The organism is Aquimarina megaterium XH134, assembly GCF_000520975.1.
GTDB classification, from domain to species: domain Bacteria; phylum Bacteroidota; class Bacteroidia; order Flavobacteriales; family Flavobacteriaceae; genus Aquimarina; species Aquimarina megaterium.
The window spans coordinates 525,808-549,977 of the sequence record NZ_JACB01000001.1; the positions used below are offsets into that span (position 1 = coordinate 525,808).

General features: G+C 32.7%; 21 protein-coding genes. 15 read left to right on the forward strand and 6 right to left on the reverse strand.

The features are described 5' to 3' along the window. Window positions 1-45: 45 nt before the first annotated feature. The 5 genes from Z053_RS0102495 to Z053_RS0102515 all read left to right on the forward strand — a co-directional run bounded on the left by Z053_RS0102495 (window position 46) and on the right by Z053_RS0102515 (window position 3,643). The gene (locus Z053_RS0102495; protein ID WP_025663454.1) at window positions 46-486 is read left to right on the forward strand and encodes a carboxymuconolactone decarboxylase family protein; all 441 of its coding nucleotides are present in this window, start codon (window positions 46-48) and stop codon (window positions 484-486) included. Between the two features lie 201 nt (window positions 487-687). Further along, entirely contained in the window at window positions 688-1,293 is a 606-nt protein-coding gene (locus Z053_RS0102500) for a TetR/AcrR family transcriptional regulator (protein WP_025663455.1), read from the forward strand. 12 nt (window positions 1,294-1,305) lie between these two features. Continuing rightward, window positions 1,306-1,719 carry an OsmC family protein gene (locus tag Z053_RS0102505; protein ID WP_025663456.1) on the forward strand — a complete coding sequence of 138 codons (414 nt, stop codon included), beginning with the start codon at window positions 1,306-1,308 and terminating at the stop codon, window positions 1,717-1,719. A gap of 79 nt (window positions 1,720-1,798) precedes the next feature. Continuing rightward, complete coding sequence (locus Z053_RS0102510) at window positions 1,799-2,164, forward strand: cupin domain-containing protein (RefSeq protein WP_025663457.1); 366 nt, start codon at window positions 1,799-1,801, stop codon at window positions 2,162-2,164. Window positions 2,165-2,410: 246 nt separating this feature from the next. Beyond that, the gene (locus tag Z053_RS0102515) at window positions 2,411-3,643 is read left to right on the forward strand and encodes a phytanoyl-CoA dioxygenase family protein (RefSeq protein ID WP_152538247.1); all 1,233 of its coding nucleotides are present in this window, start codon (window positions 2,411-2,413) and stop codon (window positions 3,641-3,643) included. A gap of 12 nt (window positions 3,644-3,655) precedes the next feature. On the opposite strand, the gene Z053_RS0102520 is transcribed toward Z053_RS0102515, so the two are convergent. Further along, window positions 3,656-4,516 (reverse strand): AraC family transcriptional regulator, encoded by an 861-nt coding sequence (locus Z053_RS0102520; RefSeq protein WP_025663459.1) that lies wholly within the window; start codon window positions 4,514-4,516, stop codon window positions 3,656-3,658. Between the two features lie 135 nt (window positions 4,517-4,651). On the opposite strand from Z053_RS0102520, the gene Z053_RS0102525 reads away from it, so the two are divergent. The 5 genes from Z053_RS0102525 (at window position 4,652) to Z053_RS0102545 (ending at window position 11,354) form a co-directional block, all read left to right on the forward strand. Continuing rightward, the gene (locus tag Z053_RS0102525; RefSeq protein ID WP_025663460.1) at window positions 4,652-5,578 is read left to right on the forward strand and encodes a dihydrodipicolinate synthase family protein; all 927 of its coding nucleotides are present in this window, start codon (window positions 4,652-4,654) and stop codon (window positions 5,576-5,578) included. Window positions 5,579-5,668: 90 nt separating this feature from the next. Beyond that, window positions 5,669-7,252, forward strand: coding sequence for an aldehyde dehydrogenase (NADP(+)) (locus Z053_RS0102530; protein WP_025663461.1), 1,584 nt, complete (start codon window positions 5,669-5,671; stop codon window positions 7,250-7,252). A gap of 39 nt (window positions 7,253-7,291) precedes the next feature. Continuing rightward, window positions 7,292-9,022, forward strand: a complete 1,731-nt coding sequence (locus tag Z053_RS0102535; protein WP_025663462.1) for a DUF885 domain-containing protein — start codon at window positions 7,292-7,294, stop codon at window positions 9,020-9,022. Beyond that, window positions 9,015-10,025 (forward strand): 4-hydroxyproline epimerase, encoded by a 1,011-nt coding sequence (locus tag Z053_RS0102540; RefSeq protein WP_025663463.1) that lies wholly within the window; start codon window positions 9,015-9,017, stop codon window positions 10,023-10,025. The genes Z053_RS0102535 and Z053_RS0102540 overlap by 8 nt, the downstream gene beginning before the upstream one ends. Before the next feature lie 81 nt (window positions 10,026-10,106). Next, the gene (locus tag Z053_RS0102545; RefSeq protein WP_025663464.1) at window positions 10,107-11,354 is read left to right on the forward strand and encodes an NAD(P)/FAD-dependent oxidoreductase; all 1,248 of its coding nucleotides are present in this window, start codon (window positions 10,107-10,109) and stop codon (window positions 11,352-11,354) included. A gap of 58 nt (window positions 11,355-11,412) precedes the next feature. On the opposite strand, the gene Z053_RS0102550 is transcribed toward Z053_RS0102545, so the two are convergent. Both Z053_RS0102550 and Z053_RS0102555 read right to left on the reverse strand, forming a co-directional pair. Next, window positions 11,413-11,592 carry a hypothetical protein gene (locus Z053_RS0102550; RefSeq protein WP_025663465.1) on the reverse strand — a complete coding sequence of 60 codons (180 nt, stop codon included), beginning with the start codon at window positions 11,590-11,592 and terminating at the stop codon, window positions 11,413-11,415. Window positions 11,593-11,724: 132 nt separating this feature from the next. Then, a complete protein-coding gene (locus Z053_RS0102555; RefSeq protein ID WP_206539200.1) occupies window positions 11,725-13,371 on the reverse strand; it encodes a helix-turn-helix domain-containing protein in 1,647 nt (548 codons plus the stop codon). 427 nt (window positions 13,372-13,798) lie between these two features. On the opposite strand from Z053_RS0102555, the gene Z053_RS0102560 reads away from it, so the two are divergent. Continuing rightward, a complete protein-coding gene (locus Z053_RS0102560) occupies window positions 13,799-16,006 on the forward strand; it encodes a leucine-rich repeat domain-containing protein (protein WP_025663467.1) in 2,208 nt (735 codons plus the stop codon). Window positions 16,007-16,248: 242 nt separating this feature from the next. Here the strand turns inward: Z053_RS0102560 and Z053_RS0102565 are convergent, their stop codons facing one another. The 3 genes from Z053_RS0102565 to Z053_RS0102575 form a co-directional block, all read right to left on the reverse strand. Beyond that, window positions 16,249-17,349 carry a DUF4407 domain-containing protein gene (locus Z053_RS0102565; protein ID WP_025663468.1) on the reverse strand — a complete coding sequence of 367 codons (1,101 nt, stop codon included), beginning with the start codon at window positions 17,347-17,349 and terminating at the stop codon, window positions 16,249-16,251. Between the two features lie 116 nt (window positions 17,350-17,465). Continuing rightward, window positions 17,466-19,403: a M56 family metallopeptidase gene (locus Z053_RS0102570; protein ID WP_025663469.1), complete on the reverse strand. Its 1,938-nt coding sequence runs from the start codon at window positions 19,401-19,403 to the stop codon at window positions 17,466-17,468. Then, window positions 19,400-19,771: a BlaI/MecI/CopY family transcriptional regulator gene (locus Z053_RS0102575; RefSeq protein ID WP_025663470.1), complete on the reverse strand. Its 372-nt coding sequence runs from the start codon at window positions 19,769-19,771 to the stop codon at window positions 19,400-19,402. The genes Z053_RS0102570 and Z053_RS0102575 overlap by 4 nt, the downstream gene beginning before the upstream one ends. 166 nt (window positions 19,772-19,937) lie before the next feature. Here Z053_RS0102575 and Z053_RS29755 point away from each other — a divergent pair, with 166 nt between their 5' ends. The 4 genes from Z053_RS29755 to Z053_RS0102595 are packed head-to-tail and all read left to right on the forward strand — an operon-like array spanning window position 19,938 to window position 23,969. Continuing rightward, a complete protein-coding gene (locus tag Z053_RS29755; protein ID WP_025663471.1) occupies window positions 19,938-20,957 on the forward strand; it encodes a hypothetical protein in 1,020 nt (339 codons plus the stop codon). A gap of 33 nt (window positions 20,958-20,990) precedes the next feature. Then, complete coding sequence (locus tag Z053_RS29760) at window positions 20,991-21,788, forward strand: hypothetical protein (protein ID WP_025663472.1); 798 nt, start codon at window positions 20,991-20,993, stop codon at window positions 21,786-21,788. 29 nt (window positions 21,789-21,817) lie between these two features. Beyond that, a complete protein-coding gene (locus Z053_RS29765) occupies window positions 21,818-22,564 on the forward strand; it encodes a hypothetical protein (RefSeq protein WP_025663473.1) in 747 nt (248 codons plus the stop codon). Window position 22,565: 1 nt separating this feature from the next. Beyond that, complete coding sequence (locus Z053_RS0102595; RefSeq protein WP_025663474.1) at window positions 22,566-23,969, forward strand: zinc-dependent metalloprotease; 1,404 nt, start codon at window positions 22,566-22,568, stop codon at window positions 23,967-23,969. Window positions 23,970-24,170: the final 201 nt, after the last annotated feature.

The window sequence follows — 24,170 nt, forward strand, 5'->3', positions numbered from 1 at the left end:
TTGACGACAGCAAATACCTTTACATCAAATTCAAATACTAAAACAATGGAAAAAAGAATTCAAATTGATGTAAGCGAGCCTTTAGCATATAAAGCCATGTATACCCTTGGAAATTATGTAAGACAAAGCCAGTTAAGTGATATTCATAAAGAACTTATAAACATAAGAGTATCGCAACTAAACGGCTGTGCTTTTTGCATAAATATGCACACCAAGGACGCCCTTGAAAACGGAGAAACCCAACAACGTATTTTTTTACTTGATGCCTGGCAGGAAACCGATATATTTACAGAAGAAGAAAAGGTTATTCTACAAATTACCGAAGAAGTAACAATGATCCATAATAAGGGATTAACAACCAAAACATATCAAAAAGCTATTGAAAATTTTGATGAAAAGTATGTATCCCAAATAATAATGGCGATAATAAATATAAATGCATGGAACAGAATTGCAATAAGCACTCATAAACCTATCGATCAATAACTCGTCTTTAGTCACACATAATATTCATAACACTTCATAAAAACGATAGCGATTTGATTATAAAGTCAAATCGCTATCTCTTTTTGTGACTTATTTTAGAATATACAAGTAACATTGAGAATAACAGCCATTCTCAACATTAATTAAGCAATATGAATTTTAAAAACATACCGATAAGAATGTTTTTTGTATATTTGTCATATGAACCAAAAAATCAAATCCAAAGAAACTCAGAATTTGATCATTAATAGTGCTTTTGAACTATTCTACAAGCATGGTTATAACAAGACTAGTATTCCTGAAATCATAAAGGGCACAGGGCTTTCTAAAGGTGCTTTTTATCATCATTTTAATAGCAAGAAAAATATTGGGGAAAAAGTAATTGATCTTACCGTAAGGAAAAGAGTCTATGAAAGAATGGTTGCGCCTCTCAAAAATCCGGACGACGCACCCGTAATACCATTGTTATGTGATGTCTTTATCAAACGTATCGAGGGGTATTCTGATTTGGAAAAAGATTTAGGTTGCCCTGCTAATAACTTGATTAACGAAGTTGGGTATTCAGAAAATTCATTCAGGGAAATGCTTAGGGATATAATTGATCATTGGCAGGAGATTATGGTCAATCTATTAGAGCAAGGCAAAATTAAAGGTGAAATTAGAAAAAATGTTGACACATCGGCAACAGCTATTTTTCTGATAAGTGCTTTTGAAGGGGTAAGAGGTATTAGAAAAGTATATAATAATGATAAAATATTAGACGAATATCTTATAGCTGTAAAAAGTTATATAGAGCAGTTAGCATAATTTTTTAATTAGATGAATGAAATGGAAGCAATTCGAATAACACTAGAACAAATATCAAATACAGCAATGCAATTAAACAATGACACCATAAAAGTTATTGTAGATCGACCTATAAGTCAAGGTGGTGGCGGTAATGGGTTAATGGGAGGTCAATACTTATTGACAGGTATTGGTGGCTGTTTTTGTAGTACATTTTTTGCTGCAGCACAATCCAGAAGTTTCGAAATTGAAGGATTTCAGGTTGATGTTATCGCAACTAAAAGCGAAGATTTACCCAAACGTTTTACAGATATACGCCTTGATGTATCTTATAAAAAATGCAGTGATCCAGTTATTTTTAAAAAGTTACTCAAAATTGCAGAAATGGGTTGTATATCAATTAATACTATTAAAGAAGGGATGGGGTTTAAAGTACATCAAAAATAAAAGATGAAAAAGATTATTCATACCAGCACAATGTTTAAATGTAATATGATTAATCTCAATAATTTAAAATAAAGAGGATATGAAACTTATAGAAAAATTTAAAGATATTACAGACTATTTCTCTCCAAAAATAATTGGAGAAGTTAATGATACTTACGTTAAGCTCGCAAAAATAAAAGGTGATAAAGTACCCTGGCATAACCATGAGGATGAAGACGAACTCTTCTACATTATCGAAGGAAGCCTTCTTTTTGAAGTAGAAGGGCAAGACCCTTTTGTCATGAATCAAGGAGATTTGTTTATTGTAAAACGAGGTATTAATCATAGAGTTTCTTCGACAGAGGAATGTAAAATCATGCTAATAGAAAACAAAACGACAGCACATACAGGAAAAGTAAACTCCGAAATCACTAAAAATATTAAAGAACAACAACTAGAATCATGAAAAGTCTATTCTAAATTCAAAACTAATAGTACAAAATATTTTATGAATTACCTAAATGGCTCCTGAAATATGCAAAATAGATCATCTCTTCCATTTATATATTGAGAACTTAAGGGGGATTTTTAAATATGTTGAAGTTTTTAAACGAATAAAACAAACAAAATTTAGTAGATTAGACGCTATCTTTTTTCTCCATTATGTCTAGATTATTAGATTAATAATAGCTCTAACGAATTAATAAAGCAAGTGAATACCACAGATAATTTTATGATGGATGGCTATGAAAGCCTAAATGATTACTGGGCAAGAACAAAATTAAATTTGCTACAGAAACTAAAAGTACATACTGCTGCTATTTTAATTACCATATTTAAATTTATCATTAAACCTATCAGATTCATATTTGGTAAAAACTTTAATTTACTCGCTAATGTTGATGAGGATTTAGGTGAATTTGACATATTAGGGAGTAAAAGAAAAGAAGAATTTGGACAACATTACCTTACACAACCAGAAATAGACAAATTTATAAGTAGTGGTATTCATGGGCCATTTCGTGTATTAGACACTATAGAAGCCGAAAATCTTGCGAATGAAAGTGATGACCTATTTAGAAAACACTTTCATAAAACTACTCTATTTGGTAAAGATATTTTGAGTTCGTTAAAAGCATCTGGTGATTACTCTATTAATTATCTGGGGTTTTTTCAGGGATCAAAATACAAAAGGCTTTGGGATGTATTAATACATCCTAAATTATCACAACCTCTTCAAAGTATTTTGGGTGATGATTTATTATGTTGGAGATCCCAGTTTTTTGAAAAAAAGCCAGACCAGGAAGGTACATTTTGGCATCAAACGGGTACATTTCGAGAATCTGATGAAAAGCCAAAATTAGAACCCACTCATCCTACACACCCTGCAATTGCGCAACTATCTGTATGGATTGCTCTACGGGATACCAATAAAGAGACAGGATGCCTACGTATGATAGAAGGCTCATTTCGGGATGGACGTTTCGAAAGAATTGTAACGAATATCCAAGATGATTTATCTGGTTATCTAATGTCTCTGCCCTACTCAGAAATTATCAAAACCTTAAAAACTATTTGGTATACTACAGGTAATTTCAAGAAAGCACAACTAGTATTCGAAAAAATTAAAAAAAAAGTGCCATCTCTTTTTGAGAATGTTATTATTAGAGACCTGGAAATGAAAGCAGGTGAGGCAATTATTTTTACTTCTTTAAATACTCATGCGTCGTATGCAAATACTTCTAATGATCGTGTGCGTCTTGCTTTGGCAGGAAGATATACTCGATCAGATGTTCATATATTTAAACATGAATCTACTTCTGTATTACCAACCAAAAGTGGTGGTATTCCGTATAATGTACATAAAGAACCTTCTATCCCTGTATGTGGTAACCCTAAACATTCAAAAACTAATAATATTATAGCAGAATATCCCTCGTCCTGAAAGAAGTCAAAATTAACTAAAACTCGGTTCATGTAATCTTTTTTTATAATCAGAAGGTGTCATCCCTTTTATTTCCTTAAATTTTCTATTAAAATTAGAGAGGTTTTTAAAGCCACTCCGATAAGAAACTTCAGAAATAGTGATATCCAATTCTCTCGATATTAACCTGCATGCATTCTCAATTCGTACCTCGATCAAAAACTGAAAGAAGGTTTTATTGGTTCGTTGCTTAAAATATCGACAAAAAGCATTAGGTGTCATATTTGCTAGATCAGCAACCTCTTTTAGCGAAAAATCTCTATTAAACTCATTCATTACCACCTGAAAAACTTTAGCCATTCTTTTTCCTTCATTATCGGTATATGCTCTTTTTGAAATGAACGATGATATGGTTTTGATATTTGATGTTTTCAGTATTTTTAAGATCTTCAAAAAAATGGTAAAACGATCTAATTTTTCTTTTTTCTCAACAATTTTCAAAAACTGTTTTTTTAATTTTTCTTTTTTAGAAAACACCCTAATCCCATATACCGAATTTCTAAAAAACCCCGATAAATCATTAAACTCAGGAAGTTTAAAAAATAAATTTCCAAAGGATTCTTTGGTAAAAAAAAGAGAAATCATATACGACTTTATAGGAGAAGAAGCACTCTTTAATACGTGAGGAACATTACTCCCAAAAATCAAAATATCATTCGCTTTATAATCGGTGATCGTATCTCCAACAATTAAACTCCCTTCTCCCGATATTATGATCGATATCTGTATCTCCTCATGCTGATGAAATTTATCATAAAAGACAACTTCCTTATCTTCCTGAACAATTAAGGTGTCAGTCGAGGATTTCGGTATTTTAAAGGGTAATGCTTTCATTTCTAATTCATCTATGAATCAATATTAATCATAATTATGCATATATTAACAATAAAAGGTAATATAGTATCAGATATAGATAATTTCTCAATGTATCTTTCATCGCTTTCATAATATCTTTGAAAAAATTTAAATATGGCTATAGATTGGAAAGGTGTAATGCCTGCAGTGACTACAAAATTCACAAAAGACGATACACTAGACTTAGAAATGTTTGAAATTAATATCAATGCACAACTTAAAGCCGGAGTTCACGGAATTATACTGGGCGGGACCTTAGGCGAAGCAAGTACATTAAGTGATGACGAAAAAAGAATTTTGGTTAGAACCACTGTTGATATCGTTAAAAACAAAGTTCCGGTTATCATTAATATTGCAGAACAAACGACAAAAGGAGCGATTAAAGCTGCTAAAAAAGCAAAAGAAGATGGAGCTAGTGGTTTGATGATGCTCCCACCAATGCGATATAAAGCAGGAGATCGAGAAACTGTAGTGTATTTTAAAGAAGTAGCCAAAAGTACAGATCTGCCCATAATGATTTATAATAACCCTGTGGACTATAAGATAGAAGTTTCTTTGGATATGTTTGAAGAGCTATTAGTATTGAATAATATACAGGCCGTAAAAGAATCTACAAGAGATATTTCTAATATAACACGAATTAAAAATCGCTTTGGTGATAGATTAAAAATTCTAAGTGGAGTAGATACATTAGCTCTCGAAAGTTTACTGATGGGTGCAGATGGTTGGGTTGCAGGACTAGTAGATGCTTTTCCAGAAGAAACTGTAGCTATTTATGAACTTCAGAAAGCTGGTCGGATTAAAGAAGCTATAGCAATCTATCGTTGGTTTTTACCTTTGCTGGAGTTAGACATAAACCCTAAATTAGTACAAAATATAAAACTGGCAGAAGTAGCTACCGGAATCGGCACAGAGTATGTGCGCCCACCCAGGCTACCACTCGTTGGAGATGAACGTAAAAAAGTATTAGAAATTATTGAAACCGGCCTAAAAACAAGACCACAATTACCCAAATACAAAAACATTGAATTAATAGATTAGTCTTTAAAGTGATGTATCAAAAAATAATAAAGACAACATCATTCTTTCATTAGAAATTGATCTATTTTCACATTAAATCATTTTGAAACTATGATAACAGGCAAAAATTATATAGGAAATCAACTTTCGGCTATAGGAAGTAAAACCTACACGACTTTTAACCCTAAGTTGAATATTGAAAATGAACATACATTTTTTGAAGCTTCAGAAGAAGAAATCGAAAAAGCTGTATCATTAGCTTCAGAAGCTTTTGAAATTTTCAGAAAGGTTTCTGGCGCTAAAAAAGCAGAATTTTTAAATGCAATTGCTGATGAGATTCTGGCTTTAGATGATCTTCTAATAGAAACATACAGATCAGAGACTGGTTTACCAGAAGGAAGAGCAAAAGGTGAAAGAGGTAGAACCATAGGGCAATTAAGAACTTTTGCTGATTTGGTAGCCGAAGGATCATGGGTAGAAGCTTCTATAGATACTGCCAATTTGGATCGCAGTCCTATTCCTAAGCAGGATATTCGTAAAATGCTCGTTCCCCTAGGGCCTGTTGTTGTTTTTGGAGCAAGTAATTTTCCTCTAGCCTACTCTACAGCCGGAGGTGATACCGCCGCTGCATTTGCTGCAGGATGTCCTGTTATTGTAAAATCACACCCTATGCATGCAGGAACCGGAGAATTAGTATCTGCCGCAATTATCAAAGCAGCCACAAAAACAAGAATGCCAAATGGAGTATTTTCTAACCTCAATAGCTCAGGAATTGAAGTAGGTGTTCAATTAGTAGAACATCCTGCAGTAAAAGCTGTTGGTTTTACAGGAAGTATTAGAGGAGGTAGAGCTTTATTTGATTTAGCTTCAAAACGACCAGAGCCAATCCCGGTATTTGCAGAAATGGGAAGTATAAATCCTGTAGTCTTATTACCTGAAGCAACAATTACAAAAGGAGTTGATTTGGCTAAAACCTATGCAAAATCAATAACGCTAGGAGCTGGTCAGTTTTGTACAAATCCTGGCTTGCTTATAGGTGTTAAAGGAGAAGCCTTAACTAATTTTATAACGACACTTTCTGAAGAAATTGTAAAAATTGAACCTTCCTGTATGTTGCATCCCAACATTATTGGAAATTTTGAAAGAAACAAAACAAATGCATTACAACAAAATGGACTATCTGTCACCGCAGAGCTTGATAGTGATGTTGCTGTAAATTATGCAAGACAAACAGTTACCACAGTAGAAGGAAAAACATTTTTAGAAAACACAACCTTACATCAAGAAGTATTTGGGCCATTCTCTATGGTTGTGCAATGCCAGGATATCGAACAATTAGAAACCATAATTAATACCTTAGAAGGGCAACTCACAGGAACCATTATTGCAGAAAGCGAAGAAGCACTACAATACAATACAGTAATTGATGCATTACAAAACAGGGTAGGAAGAATCATATTTAATGGCGTTCCTACAGGGGTAGAAGTATGCCCATCTATGCTACATGGTGGTCCATATCCTGCATCAACAGATAGTAGGTTTACAGCAGTTGGTATTCATTCTATTAAACGATGGGTACGCCCATTTAGCTACCAAAGCTGGCCTAATAATTTATTGCCTAACGAACTTAAAAATGAAAATCCTCTAGGGATTTCTAGACTAGTTAATGGTAAGCATACAGATTCTAAAATCTAATTTTTAGAATTAATATTAAAAAAATAATACTCGTTTAGCATGAAATTTTTTAAAATCATAGCAATTCTAACATTGTTTTTCTGTTTTAGCTGTAAAGAACAAAAACAGAAAGACCCATCGGCTTCATTACATCAAATTATTACAGAAATTGATGAAAGAGAAGGGTATGATGAAAAGGCATATCCTTTAGGTCTTTTTACCAAAGAGTATTTCAAAAAAGAAGCTGATTTTGCTCAAAAAAAGATAGAAGAACTAAATGGTATTGATGCTACATTACTTAAAGAAACTGATAAAATATCTCTTGAGTTATTAAAATTTACTTTACAAAGAACTGTTGATTTTTATGAGTTTGAAGCCTATCTCAATCCTTTATTATCTGATTCTGGATTTCATAGCAATCTCAATTATATGGTTAGGCCATTGGCCAATTACAAACAGGCTAAAAATTACCTAAATAAACTTAATGCAATACCCGAATTTGTTGATCAGCACTTTATAAACCTAAGAGAAGGTCTTGAAAAAGGAGTCTCTCAACCAAGAGTCATTTTTAAAGGATATGAATCAACATATAATGACCATATCGTTGATAGTGTTCAAAACAGTTATTTTTATTCTCCTTTTAAAAGCTTGCCAGAAATACTAACAAAGGCTCAAAAGGATTCAATACGTAATGCAGCCGAAGAAGTAATTAAAAATAAGGTTATTCCTCAGTTTAAAAGAATAAAGACATTCTTTGAAACCGAATATTTACCTAAGACAAGAACTACTATTGGTGTATCTCAAACTCCAAATGGAGAAGCTTATTATCAAAACAGGATTAACTTTTATACTACAAGCACTACATATACTGCAGATGAGATTCATAATATTGGATTAAAAGAAGTTGCCAGAATAAAAGCGCAAATGGAGATCATCATAAAAGAGCTTAATTTTCAGGGTAGCTTTTCAGACTTTTTTAAATTTCTTCGTACCGATAAGCAATTCTATGCAAAAACACCAGATGAGTTACTTATGATTGCCCGAGATATGGCTAAGCGAGCAGATGAACAGCTACCTCGTTTTTTTAAAACATTACCCAGAAAACCATATGGGGTAGCCCCTGTACCAGATGCTATTGCTCCAAAATACACCAGTGGTCGATATGTAGGAACAGAAGCCAATAGCACCGATCCAGGATATTATTGGGTAAACACTTATGATTTACCAAGCAGAACACTATATACACTACCATCGCTTACCGTACATGAAGCTGTACCCGGGCATCATTTGCAAGGTAGTTTAAACAATGAATTAGGAGATAGCATACCACAATTTAGAAAAGATCTATATCTATCTGCATATGGAGAAGGCTGGGGATTATATGCTGAGTTTCTGGCAGAAGAAATGGGAATGTATACTACTCCTTATGAGCAATTTGGGAAACTAACCTATGAAATGTGGCGAGCATGTCGCTTGGTAGTAGATACAGGAATCCATGCAAAAGGATGGACACGAGAACAAGTCATAGATTTTATGTCTTCGAATACAGCATTATCATTACATGAAATACATACAGAAACCGATCGATATATTTCATGGCCAGGCCAGGCTTTGTCTTATAAAATTGGTGAATTAAAAATTAGAGAATTGCGTAAAAAAGCTGAAACTGTATTGGGAAATAAATTTGATATCCGCGAATTTCATGAAGTCGTTCTTGAGCAAGGTACAGTTACGCTTTCAATTTTAGAAAATAGAATTAATACTTATATCGAAAAAACAAAAAATGGCTAGAACCACTTTTAAATGTATCGATGCTCATACCTGCGGAAACCCAGTAAGAGTAGTTACAACAGGTAGACCCGATCTAATTGGAAAAACGATGAGTGAAAAACGGCAACATTTTCTCACCACTTATGATTGGATAAGAAAAGGGCTAATGTATGAGCCTCGAGGACACGATATGATGAGTGGTAGTTTTTTATTCGAACCCCACCATCCCGATAATGATTTTTCTATTCTATTTATAGAAACCTCTGGGTGTCTTCCTATGTGTGGTCATGGCACTATTGGAACCATCACCATAGCTATAGAAGAAGGGTTGATACAACCCAAAACTCCTGGAAAAATTAGAATGGAAGCTCCAGCAGGATTGGTAGAAATAGAATACCAACAAACCAATAAAAAAGTAGATTGGGTAAAGCTCAAAAATGTAAAATCATATCTGGCTGCAGAAGGTTTAACTATAGAATGCCCAGAATTAGGTGAACTCGTTTTTGATGTTGCCTATGGTGGAAATTTTTATGCCATTGTAGATCCTCAAAAAAACTTTAGCGGGGTTCATGATTTTACAGCAAGTAAGTTAATCCAGTATTCTCAAGTGGTACGAGAACGTATTAACAAAAAATATCCTAATGCATTTATTCACCCAGAAAATGATACGATTAGAGATGTAAGCCATATGCTTTGGACAGGAGATCCTATCAATCCCGATTCGTCGGGTAGAAATGCTGTTTTTTATGGAGACAAAGCCATTGATCGTTCTCCCTGCGGAACAGGAACCTCTGCAAGAATAGCACAGTTATATGCCAAAGGAAAACTACAACAAGGAGAAGAATTCGTTCATGAAAGTTTTATCGGAAGTACATTCATTGGTAGAATCGAAGAAGAAACACAATTAGGTGACATAAAAGCCATTATCCCAAGTATTCAGGGCTGGGCAAAAGTTTATGGATACAATACTATCATTATTGATGATGAAGATGATCCATATGCACATGGTTTTCAGGTTATTTAGCCAACACTAAATAAGACGTAATAAAATACTAAGTAAACACAACAGAATATCACACTAAGCTTGTCTAAGTGTATTACAATTATGAGCAAAGAAGTTATTATCATAGGAGGCGGAATCATAGGATTATGTTCTGCATATTATTTACATAAAGAAGGGCATCATGTTACTGTAATTGATCAATCTGCTATGGATTCTGGTGCTTCTTACGTTAATGCAGGCTATCTTTCGCCAAGTCATATCATCCCTCTTGCAGCACCAGGTGTAATGAAAAAAGGATTAAAATGGATGTTTAACCCTACTAGCCCATTATTTATAAAACCCCGTCTCAATTCGGATTTCTTACGTTGGACATGGGCATTTAACAAATCTTGCTCGGTAAAAAATGTAAATCAAGGTATTGCTGCCATAAAAGATATCGCAGTATTAGGTCGAGATTTGTATTCTGAAATCAGATCTGATGAAAATTTTACGTTTCAGTTAGAAAAAAAAGGGCTTTTAATGGTCTGTCAAACCGAAAAAATGCTCGAAGAAGAAATTCATGTTGGCAAGATGGCAACCAAAGAAGGATTGCCCGTAAAAGAGCTTTCATTTGACGAATTAAAACAAATGGAACCCAATGTACAATTGCAAGCAAAAGGAGCAGTACTATATGAATGTGATTGGCATACTACCCCGCAAACCTTTATGGATGAAATGAAAGCTTTTCTTGAAGCTTCTGGGGTAACGATTCGCAAAAATGAAAAGGTAGAAGATATTAGTATACAAAACAATAAAATTACTTCGATACGCACTAAGAATACATCATACACAGCAGATGAATTTGTACTAGCGGCAGGATCATGGTCAAATTTACTAAGCAAAAAACTAGGAATCAAACTATTACTGGAAGCCGGAAAAGGATACCGTATTAATGCTGAAAGAGATTTAGGAATAACCATGCCGGCTATACTAACTGAAGCCAAAATTGCAGTAACCCCAATGCAAGGATTTACCAGATTTGCCGGTACTATGGAAATAGCAGGTATTAACCATAAGATTAATAAGGTGAGAGTCGAAACTATCGCAAATGCCACGCAGCGATACTATCCCGATATTAAACTTTCTAATGCAGAGAAAGAAGCAGCTACATCTGGTCTTAGGCCGGTTTCTCCAGATGGGCTACCCTATATTGGTAAGTCTAGTACTTGTAACAATCTTACTATTGCTACCGGGCATGCTATGATGGGCTGGACTATGGGAACCTCTACAGGGAAACTGGTTTCAGAAATTATTTCTGATCAAAAACCTTCTTTGAGTTTAGAAGCTTATCATCCCGATCGTAAGTTTTAATCAAAGATGGTTCTATAGTCAAAGAAGGTCTCTATTTTTTATAAATAATAAGGTCTTATTATCTATTGCATGAATGATTCGCGCCATTTATAATACGAGATATTAAACTACCAACTGTACCGTCAACTTTAATAAGATCATCCTTATTTCCTCCTTTTATTCTGGCAATATTAGAATCGGTAAGTTTGGTTACATTCATTTTTTTAAATTCTAGTTTTACTTTCTTATTCGTTTTCATGATGAGTTAATTTGAAATTTGTTATAATGTAAATGTAGCCAACAAACATTAATTGTTATATACATTTCTTATATGTTCTAGGTAAGATTTATAAATATGTAGTTGTTTTACCAAGCACGCTACCCTTGTAACTTATTCATTATCAAACTCTTTTATATACTCAGCAGGATTGCATCCATTTTGTTTATAAAAAGCCTTAACAAAAGACTGAATATTATTAAAGCCTACTTCTTTTGCCATAGACGTTATAGAATAGTGTCTAAATTTTTTATTACTTTTTATTTGTTGTATACAATATTCAATACGTAAATCATTAATATAATTGGCAAAGTTTTTTTGTTTATCCATATTGATAATCCTGGATAAATATGTAGAATTTGTTTTTAGTTTTTTGGCAACTATAGCTAATGTTAAACCATTTTTTAAAAAAGTTTTATTTTTCTCAAACTCTTCTAAATTCTTTAAAATATCATCTCTTAATTCTGGTGCGATTTCAATATCTTTTGTTTTCTGCGTTTTCTTTTTATTTAAATGTTCTGCATTTAGAAGTTTTTCTTGGTATACTTTCTCATAGCTTTTCTTTCTTTTTTTGTAATAAAATAAATACCCCAGACTTATCAATACGATAGTTAATACACCAAAAATCCATAATTGGTTTATGGTTGTTCTACTATGATTTTTAATGCTATTTATTAATCGTTCTTTGTCTTTAATAAGTTGTACGTTATCATATTTTTTTACAATATTAATATGTAACTTGTTATACTTTACAGAAAAACTACTATCCAGTTTTATCAGTTTTTCCATGATTCTTAGCTGATTCGCTTTATCATTTTTCTTCTTATAATGATCTATAAGTAATGTAAATGCTTCTCTGGTTTCTATTATATAGTTAGAAACGTGTACCGTAGAGTCGATTTTTTTAAAATACCCAATAGCCTCTTCTTCCTGTTCTAGTTCTAGTAGTGTTTTTCCTAAATATAAATAGGTAATAAGTATATTGGTATACGGAGTCTTTTTGGAAAGAGATAGAGACTTTTTTAAACTATCCTGTGCTATGTTATATTCTTTTCTATAATAACTATTAACTCCGTATGATGAAAGTAACTCAGAATAGAAATGTGGGATATCTCCTGATAGAGTCGATGTAATCCCTTTTTTCAAATAGAAATGTGCAGTATCATATTCTTTAAACAAATTATAACTATCCGACAGTTTACAGAGAGTAGCTATATAATGTGACCTAAATTTACCAATAGTATCCTGAGTCGATAGGAGGTCTAAATTTTTTTTATAGATTTCTAAAGATTCTTCATCTTTTCCTAAGATGGTCTTGAGTATTGCAATATTATGTGTTATAGCAATGATATGACCAATATTATTATTGATCTCTGCATGTTTTTTCGAAATTAAATAGGAAGTTAAAGCTTCATTATATCGTTCTAATTTTTGTAAAAGATAGCCTCTTAAAAGATAACCTCTTGCAGGGTAGAATTCATTTTTTACGACTTTGGTAACGGCAATCATAGAATCTGTGTATGCCAAAGCTACTTCTGGATTATTTATATTCATTTCAAAGAATATTTGATATCCATTTGCTATCTCAATACTATCCTTGTCTTTCTTTGCTCTGGTAAGATATGTATTCGATATTTTTTTAACTAAAACAGAGTCTTTATAGTGTTTAATAAAAAGTGACCGTAATTCATCAAATGTTTTATGTGTTAATGAATCCGAAACTGAATATTGTTTTTCATTAATCCTGTTTTTCGTTATCATACTTACTCCTCTACCATGGAGAAAGGTGAAACTTATAAAAATTAAAACAATACTATAAATATTCTTCATTCTTATATTCAAAGTGAATAGTTAAAAATTGTTGACAAGATAAGGGATAACCATATAAATAGAGTATGATTTTAATAACAAATCATGAAACTTTCTCAAAAAAAACAAACCTTCTGATAAAAAGCATTTTGAAGCTAAAAACAATGGTTAAGATTTATAAATATACTGATCAAGATTTATAAATCCTAAGTTACTCCTTTTGTTATAGTGCAATTTCCACCTTTATCTTTGTTTCAAATAAGCCAGCAAGATCTACACAAAATTTGATATAAATAATCAAAAAAACATCCTCAATACAAAGCCTAAAAAACAAATTCTATTAACTATTTATCAAATTAAAACTAACTCATTCGTACTTATGAAAAAAATTATCTTTTTGGGTATACTACTATGCCTTACCCTAACCTCTTATGCGCAAAATATTCATATTCCTGATGCTAATTTTAAAAATGCTTTACTAGCATCATCAATAAATACCAATAATGATGCAAACATAAGTAAGCAAGAAGCAGAAAAAGCTTTATCCATAAAAGCTATAAATAAGAATATTCAAAATCTTACTGGAATAGAACATTTTATAAATTTAAAACACCTTACTATTCCTAAGAATAAGGTAACCTCTTTAAATCTAACAAAAAACACAAAATTACAATACTTGGATGTTGGTCAAAATCAGTTGACTAATTTAAATATATCGGGGTGTACACAATTAGAACGATTGGATGCAAATAGCAATCAATTAGCACAATTGGATGTATCTAAAAATGCGATATTATTTGAATTAAAAATATACAATAATAAATTTAAAAGAATTAATATTGATAGTAATACGAAATTATCAATACTTCATGCATGGACTAACCAATTAGAAGAATTAAATAGTACCAAAAACCTAAATCTAACTAGGTTATATGTGTGGGGAAATAAATTAACAAGCTTAGATGTTTCTAAAAACACAAAATTAGATGAATTAAATATAGGTAACAACTTACTAACCACCATAGACGCTTCTAAAAATACAATGCTTACTCATCTAGATGTAAGAGAAAGTCTGTTAACTAGTTTAAAACTGCCTGTAACTTCAACATTGAGACGTATAAACGTTGAGAAAAATAAACTAACGTCTATCAATCTTACCGGAAACTCAAATCTAGAAAGGTTAGATATAGGCTCTAATGCTTTAACAGAAATAGATCTTTCTAAAAATATCAACCTCGTTTATCTATATTGTTCAAAAAACAAGATAACTAAACTAGATGCCAGAAACTGTAAAATAGTTAACCTGGATGTTAGTGACAATAGTGAGTTAAAAACCATGTTTTTAACTCATCGATACCTAAGTAAATATATTAAGATCGATAAATGCCCAAAACTAGAATTTATTTGCTTACACAAATATTATTCTGATACTGCATACATACAAAATAGAGTTGATGCATTAGGTTATAATTGTGTTATTAGTAGTGACTGTAGCTTAGCTCCTACTTCTAAAATCATTAATTTTAATGACCCTAATTTTAAAGCTGGACTCGTATCAAAGTATGATATTGACGGTGATAATCAAATCTCTGTAGACGAAGCAGAAAAGGTAGGTGTTATCAATCTTGAAAATAAAAACATTAGTAATATAATTGGGATTGAATATTTTGTTAACTTAAGAGTTCTTCTTCTTAAAAACAATCAAATTTCTTCTGTAAACCTTAGTAAAAACAATAAACTAAACACCATAGATCTAGCCAATAATAAGCTAACCTCAATCGATCTTAGCAATAAGACTCTACTACGCTATCTTACTCTTGATAACAACCAATTATTGCAAATATCTCTAAACAGTAGTGTAGATTTACAAGTACTACGATTGTCTAATAACCAAATAACTACATTAGATATTACATCAAATACTAATTTAGAAACTGTGGATGTTAGTAGAAACTTAATATCCAAAATTGATATTAGAAATTGTAAATCTGTAAATAAATTAAACATTAGCAACAATCCAAATCTAAGAGAAGCATATCTAACAGGAAATCATTCTTTTTACCAAAGTTACCAGCATTTCTCTGGGGTAGTTCATCATGCCAGACGTCTTTACTTAGATGGATGCCCAAAACTAAATTTTGTTTGTGTTAATTCGGTATCTTTTTTAAACGAGATTAACAACTATATAAGATTTACATTGGGGTACTCTAAATGTAACGTTAATACTAGTTGTAAACCTACCAAAACAAGTGCCTTTGATAATCACTTTATACTTTCGCCAAATCCGGCAAGTAACTATTTAGCAATAACTCCTAAAGACCCTTTAACTACTGGTAATGCTACTGTAACTATACTAAGGCTTTCTGGAGAAATTGTAAAAAAAGTAGTTGTTAAATTTATCGTTGATCCTAGAGACGAACTTATAAAAGAAGATCCTTTTGCTGCTCCAATTCCAAAAGGCACAAATGATATATTAATGGGTCTTAATTCTGTTTTGATTGATGTTACTGGATTACCTGTTGGCCAATATATTCTTCATCTTCAATCTAGTAAAGGGTTATTAACAACTAAATTTATTAAAAACTAAATCTCTATACTACTTAAAGAAAAGAGGTTGTGTTATTCGCTATTATTTGTAAATGATCAGGGAAATAGGTTGAGTTAGAAGTACAAAACACCTGTCATAAAATGAAGAATACATATTCACAACCTTTTTTTCTACAGATAGTATAGCCTATCTTTCTTATATAAAACATTGTTAAACGAACAGACCTCACAAGCCATAGTATAAGCTTGTGAGGTCTATTTTTATTTTAAGAAGTACCAAATTTATAAAATGCCCGTTTGCTTTTTATAAAAAGCATCTTGCTGTTTTTTCATCATTTCTCGGGCAATCTTTTTCTTATATGCATATAATTCCTCTTCTTCAGAAAGATCACCATATACTCTATCATTAATCGTATGATCTGTCTCTAATAGTACTTTTCGCTGATCTTCTTTCTGAGCAACCCATGTTTTTATTTCACCTTCTACATCTTCTAATTTAAAGTCATACTCTCCTTTTGGAGAGAATAATTTTGCAAAAATAGGTGAGGTTTCTATAGCTAGAAATAATAAAAAGATAAAAAATGAAGGTAACCAGGGTAACTCATTTAAAGCATTTACTCGAGCCATTAATCCATCAAAATTATCAATAATAGGTTGAGATGTCGTCACTTGATTATCATACTCGGCAGTCAATTCTGTTTTTTGAATTTCTAAGGCAGCTATTTTCTCTGCATTCGCTTTTTTCAATTGGGCTAATTCTGCCAAAGCTGCATCATGTTTCTCGCGTTTTTCTTTATATACAGGTCCTTTTCCAATAATCTCTGTACCTTTTCTTCCTTCTGCCTCAGCAATATAAGTTTCATAAAGATCGTTAACCTCGGTTTCTTTGGTTGTTACTTCCTGTTTAAGTGTATTAATATCAGAATCAATTGTAGCAATAGCCGGGGTATATTGTGTTGCGATTTGCTCTTTATTCGCTAAAGTAAAATCATTCTTTTGCTCGAGTAAAACTCGATCAATTTCTTTCTCAAAAATCTTTAATTCTAAAGGTTTAGAAATGACAACTGCAATAATTATGGCCAAAATAATTCTTGGTGAAGCTTGTAGGAGTTCATCCATAAAATTATCCTTCTTCTTAATAGTGGATACAATAAACCGATCCAGATTAAAGATCAGTAACCCCCAGATTAAACCAAAGAAGATAGCAGTAAAATAAGTATCAAATACGGTATATAGGGCATAACTGGCAGCAATAAAAGCCATTACTGCTGTAAAGAAAACTGTTGCCCCAATACCAGCATATTTATTCTGTTCTCCATCAGAACTATCTGCTAATATATCGGCATCTGCGCCGGAGCATAAAATAAAAAAACGTTTTAACATCATCTAAGGGTTTTTTGATTGATAATAAGTATAACGCTGGTTTATAGCGATATGTTGCATAAAAAAACTCCCTGTAGGGAGTTTTCGTTCTTAAAACTATCGGAAAACTGGATACGTTAATTATTCTCTTTTTGTTGTTTTTCCCGAGCTTTTTGTTGTTCTTTTCTAACTTCTTGTATACGTTTTCTCGCTTCTTTTCTCTCTTTAATAGCCTCTTTTCTTACCACATCACGAGCTCTTTTCGCGTCGTCCATAGCTTTTCTGCGGGCTTTTTCTGCCTGTTTTCTTGATTTCTCTGCATTATCTCTCACCATAGCTCTTACTTTCTCGGCTTGCTCCATAACTTGTTTTGCTTCTGCTCTACTCATTTTTGCATGAATCATTGCTTGTTTCTCGGCTTCAAATCTTGCTCTTTCAGCATTTCTCATGGCTTCTTCTCTTATCTTATAAGATTGCTCCCGGGCTCTATTCGATTCTTCCATAGCAATTAACCTGTCTTTCTCAGCTCGTTCCATCGCTATAGCTCTTGCTTGTTCTGCTTTATATCTTGATGCTTCTGCTCTCTCTATTGCCAAGTCAGCTATTTCTTCTTTTACTTGCTCTGCTTCATATCTTACCTCCTCTGCTCGTTCAATAGCGATAGCTTTATCTATTTCTGCCAGTTCTGCGAGTTCAGTTTTTTCTCTTTCTACTTCTTCCTTTATAAGTTCTGCTTCTCTTTCAAGTTCTTCAAGTTCTGCCCGAGAATAAGAAGGTGCTTTCGGAAGCTTTGACACTTTTGGCTCCTTAAGCGGTTTTGGAGGCTTTGGAGCTTTTAATTTTTTATGTGCTTTAGGAGAAGGCGGAGGTCCAGGAACGACACTCGTTCTCATTTTTGGTGGTGCTGGAGGTGAAGGTGGAATAAGATCATGCCCATCTGGATTAGCTTTATATAACCTTGTTTTTCGGTATACCTTATTGAGTTTTTTGAGAAACTTATCATTCGTGTTTTCTAGTTTGACACTAAATTGAAACTCTGTTAACTCATGGTCTTTCCACTGTTTTGTAGCATTATCAATAACGGCAGCCACACCAGATAAATCAGTGGTAATTCCATTAATGTTAATTTGCTCTCCACTAACTCTGATTTTCATTTTTTTATCAGGGTGAGTTGGTGCTACGGTAGTGCTAATTGTAGTACTTTTTTGTTGAGCTACCATCTTATTGTTAAACAAAAGAATACATCCTAAAAGGATAGGTAGAAACAGCAACAATCGAGTTGTTGCTTTAGTTTTAGAAAATTGTTGTGACATCATAACGATTCGTTTTTTGGTTAATGAATAATTGATAGGGCTCGCTAATACAGCTTGATGAGAACTGTTTGGATAATTAACGAGTAGGTCCATATATTGATGTATTGAAAACTGTTGCTTCAATACTTTTTGATCTGCAAGAAATTCATGATTTAACTTAATTGATTTTTTTAACCAAAACCATATTGGATTGAACCAAAAAATCACTTGAAAAATCTCTACAAACAGAATATCTAAAGTATGTCTTTGTTGTACATGAGTTTTCTCATGTAATAATACTTCTTGCGGAATAGCTTTTTTCTGAAATTCTTTTTTAGGAACAAATATGTAATGCAAAAATGTATGCGGAATAATAGAATTCGTGAGTAGCACATTAATATGTGAGGACTCTTTCAGGTTTTCATTTCTTCTTACCTTCTTAATCAAATGGTATATATTTTTTATAAATCTAATTGCAAAAATCAAAACACCTATACCATAAACGATCCATATAATTGTCGAAAAATAGTCTGAAGACGTGGCTTCTACCTGTACATTATCTGATAGGATTAGATGATTTACAGGTTGTTGAATATTTTCTTGATTAAGTACTGTATCTGTTTCATAAGTAATAGTAACCAGAGGGATCGTGTATGCAAAAATCAAGCTAAAAAGAAGGTAAAACCTTTTAAAATGATGCATATTCTCTCGTTCTAAAAATAGCCTGTAAAAAGACCATAATAGCACCAAACAAAGAGATGACTTTATTATATATATAATCATTGCTTTTGTTTTTGGATTTGTTTATCTACTATCTTTTTAAGTTCTTCTAATTCTGTAGTAGATAAGTTGGTTTCTGATGTGAAAAATGATGCAAACTGTGAAGCCGAATCGTTAAAAAAATTCTTAATCAGTCCATTTACATGTTTAGAAAAATAATCTGTCTTTTTTACTAATGGATAATATTCTCTTGATTTTCCATATAGCGTATAATTCACAAAACCTTTATCAATCATTCTTTTCAATAGTGTAGCTACAGTAGTAGTTGCAGGTTTAGGTTCTGGAAAAGAATCTAATAAATCCTTCATAAAGGCTTTCTCCAATTTCCAGAGATATTGCATTAATTGTTCTTCCGTTTTTGATAATTGCATTGTTCTACATTATTAGAATTAACTCTACAAATGTAGAGTAAAAATTTAAAACTACAAAAAAAACACGCTATAAAGTATCATTATAACATTTATTTCACATTAAAAATGTTGTTATAAAACGGGGAAATTTTAACTTTATAACATTAACCATTTAAATACATACACAATGAAAAAAGTACTATCTTCATTGGTGATACTCTGTATCACCATGTGCTTGCATGCACAACACAATTACGACAATCAGAACACCATTTACAGCTTAAGTGGTAATGTAGGAGTAGGAGTCACCAATCCGGCAGCCAAACTACATATCAACGGAGACATAAGAGGAAACCTTGCAGGAGGAGCACTGCGTATTAACGGAACTTATGGATACATAGATGTTGGTCCTCTTAACAGCGGATGGGCGCATATCTATACCGATATGCCAAAGTTTATCTTTAATAAAGATGTATACACTATTACAAATGCATTTTCTTCTTACAACAATGACCTCATCTTAAAAACCAAAGGAACTGAACGTTTAAGAATTAAAGATGAAAACGGATATATGGGGATCGGTATTTCTAATCCTCAAACTAGACTCCATATTAATGGAAGTATTAGAGGAAATCTTGCAGGAGGAGCATTACGAGTTAACGGAACTTATGGATACATCGATGTTGGCCCTCTTAACAGTAGTTGGGCACATATCTACACCGATATGCCAAAGTTTATCTTTAACAAAGATGTATATACAACTACAAATGCGTTTTCTTCTTACAACAATGATCTAATCCTAAAAACCAAAGGAGTCGAACGTTTAAGAATTATTGATACCGATGGCACTGTTGGTATAGGAACCACTAACACAAGAGGTTATAAACTTGCTGTAAATGGTAATATCAGAGCCAAAGAAGTTGTAGTAGAAGCTTCACCATGGCCTGACTATGTGTTTCGTTCTGACTACAAATTACCCTCGCTAAATGAAGTCAAAAAACATATTAAAACTCAAGGACATCTTCCTAATATACCGAGCGAAAAAGAAGTTTTAGAAAATGGTATTCAAATAGGAAGCATGCATGCAAAATTACTCGAAAAGATAGAGGAATTAATGCTTTACACAATTCAACAGGATGAAGAACTGAAAACTTTAAGAAAAACGATATCTACTCTTCAAAATAAAGTCGAAAATCTCAGTAAATAAAAAATTCATTCAATAACTCTTAAAACCAAGACGATGAAAAAATTAGCAAGTTTAATTCTATGCATTGTAGCTGTACTTAACCTTACAGCTCAAGATCAGACTATTAATGGTAAACTTACTGTGACCAAGCAAATCAAATGGGGAAGCACAGGAGCCATTATAAATACAGACCAGGGCGCTTCTGTTGAACTAAGAGGTAATGGAGTTCCTTATTTTGATTTCTCTAATGATCCTATTACCGACTATGATATGAGGTTAATCCTTAGAAATAACAATTTACTTTCTATTGAAGGTGGCGATGTTAAAATGAGCAATAAACTATCTACAGGTCAGAGCATTAGCTGGGGGAATACAGGAGCTATTATAAATACAGATCAGGGAGCTTCTATCGAACTAAGAGGTAATGGAGTTCCTTACTTAGATTTCTCTAATGACCCTAACACCGATTATGATATGAGACTTATTTTAAGAGATAATAACACTCTTGGAGTTTCTGGAGGAAATTTAGCTATTGACGGAATCACAAAAACCAAAGAAGTCATAGTAAAACCAAATGTTTGGTCAGATTTTGTATTCGAACCTGATTATAGGTTACCAAGTTTAGAAGAGGTTGAACAGCATATAAAAACGAACGGACACCTAAAAAATATTCCTTCAGAAAAAGAAGTATTAAAAAAAGGGATTTCGATAGGAGAAATGAATGCTAAGCTTCTTCAGAAAGTAGAAGAATTAACACTATACACCATTCAACAAGAAAAAGAAATCAAAAGATTAAAATCTATTGAGGAAAGATTAGATCAGCTTGAAAAGCTAATAGAATCTAAAAAATAAAGGTCTAATTAAATTTAATAAAATAACAGATGAAAAGAATAATAACCATTTTGTTATTAATCATAACAATTCAAACGACATCTTACAGTCAGCAAACTTTTGATGATAAAATAACTATCAATCAGCTAAATAATAAATATCCTTCTTTAAATATTACTACCCGACAAGGTTTATTTAATGGAGGGCACCCACATTTATATTTTTTAAACACAGGAGGAGATTCAACTACACCTACATCAACTCCTGCAAATAGATTATTAGGGACCATTATTTATTCTGGATTTGATGGACAATCAAACGTACAAATAGGACGAATAGGAGTTACTACAACAGGTGTATTTACGCCTGGTAATTATCCTGCGAAAATGAATTTTCAAATAGGAGGAACTAACACCTGTTGCGGAATCACTAGAATGACTATAGACGGGCAAACAGGAAATGTAGGTATAGGAACAACAAATACCGGATCGCATAGATTAGCTGTTGAAGGATCCATAGGAGCAAGAGAAGTAGTTGTCGAAGCAGGGACTTGGTCTGATTTTGTTTTCTATGACGATTACAAATTGCCCACTCTTCAAGAAGTTGAAAATCATATCAACCAAAAGGGACACTTACAGGATATTCCCAGTGCTTCGGAAGTACAAGAAAATGGAATTTTCTTAGGAGAAATGGATGCTAAGCTTCTTCAAAAAATAGAAGAACTTACCCTATATATCATCCAAATGAATAAGAGAATAGAGCTGTTAGAAAAGGAAAACCAACTACTAAAAAAATAACATGAAAACATTTTTAAAAAACCTAATAGTAGTAATAGCATTATTAGCTATTTCGAAAATACAAGCGCAAACATTCTGTTTTACCCCATCAGAAAGTTTTAATCAAGACACATACGCATCTGCTTTAAGAAGTGCGGCAGTTGCAGATTCTTATTGCTTACGCATCTACGTTCATGTCATTAGAAGAAGTAATGGTACTGGAGGCCAAAGTGTTGCTCAAACCAATCAGGCAATTGATATCTTAAATCAGGATTTTAACCCTCATGGGGTTTCATTTGATTGGGACAATGTTATTAATTATATAGATAATGATAGCTATTATAGTAATCCAACTACAACTATTTATACCGTAAACAATCATTCTGATGGTATCGATGTATATATATTTGATGATGCTTCTAGTGCTGGTGGTAGAGCAAATGGTGTTGGAGAATCTTCAGAATTCTGGGTATCCGGAAGTTATTGGAAAGCTCCTTTTGGATCATTAGTAAGATCTAGTGTTATCTCGCATGAGATGGGGCATGTATTGTTTTTATGGCATACTCATCATGGGACTGTGAATGAAGGAGGAAGTGATACCGGACAATGTGCCGAATTGGTAAACGGATCTAACAGTACAACGTGTGGAGATTATGTAGCTGATACTCCTGCAGATCCTCATCTTAGATTTAATGTAAACCATCCCGCTTGTACCTGGACTTCTAGTGGTACTGACGCCAATGGGGACAGTTATAATCCTGATGAGCGAATCATTATGGCTTATACGCATCCTGATTGTATGAGTCTTTTTACTGCAGGTCAAGGACAACGTATGCGTAATGCAATTGCAACATTAACCCATCTTAAAAATGCTGTCGTAAATTGTGGTAATAGTTGTCCAGAAAATTTAACAGTTACTCAAAACGTCCCATCTGGAGCTACAGATATTCAAAAAGCAACAAATACTTTGACCGCTACCAATACAATTGCCAATGGAGCAACTGCAACATATACTGGTGGTCAAAAATTAGTGCTTAAATCTGGTTTCAGAGCTCAAAACGGATCTCATTTTACTGCAAAAATAGAAGATTGTAATGTTAGTAGAACAGAAATAGCAACACTTCCTGAAAAAGAAGTAGTTCTGGAGAATACTCAAATTTCTTCTGCTATAGGAAACAAAACTTTATTTAAGTTGCATCCTAATCCGGCAGATAGAACATTTACTATTTCATTAAATGGTGTGCTACCAAAGGAAGGGGTTTCTATTAAAGTTTTTAATACAATGGGTGTATTACAAGTACGCAAAAAAGTACTGTCAAAAAATTCAGAAATTAATATAGATTCATTACCAGAAGGGCTTTATTATGTTATTATTGATGACAATCAAGGTAAAAAATATTCTAAAAAATTACTGATCAAACGATAACTAATTTATTTTATTTCTACATAAAAAAGCGGGTGTGCAGTATATAACTGACGCCCGCTTTATGTTTCCCATTTACAATCAGGTTTATTAGGTTATTTCTTTACAATGGTATGTATTTCTGAAGTTCCTTTGGATGTTATTTTCACGAAATAGTTTCCTTTTTCAGTTATTGTTCCTCCAAAAGGAAGTACTCCAGGGTTT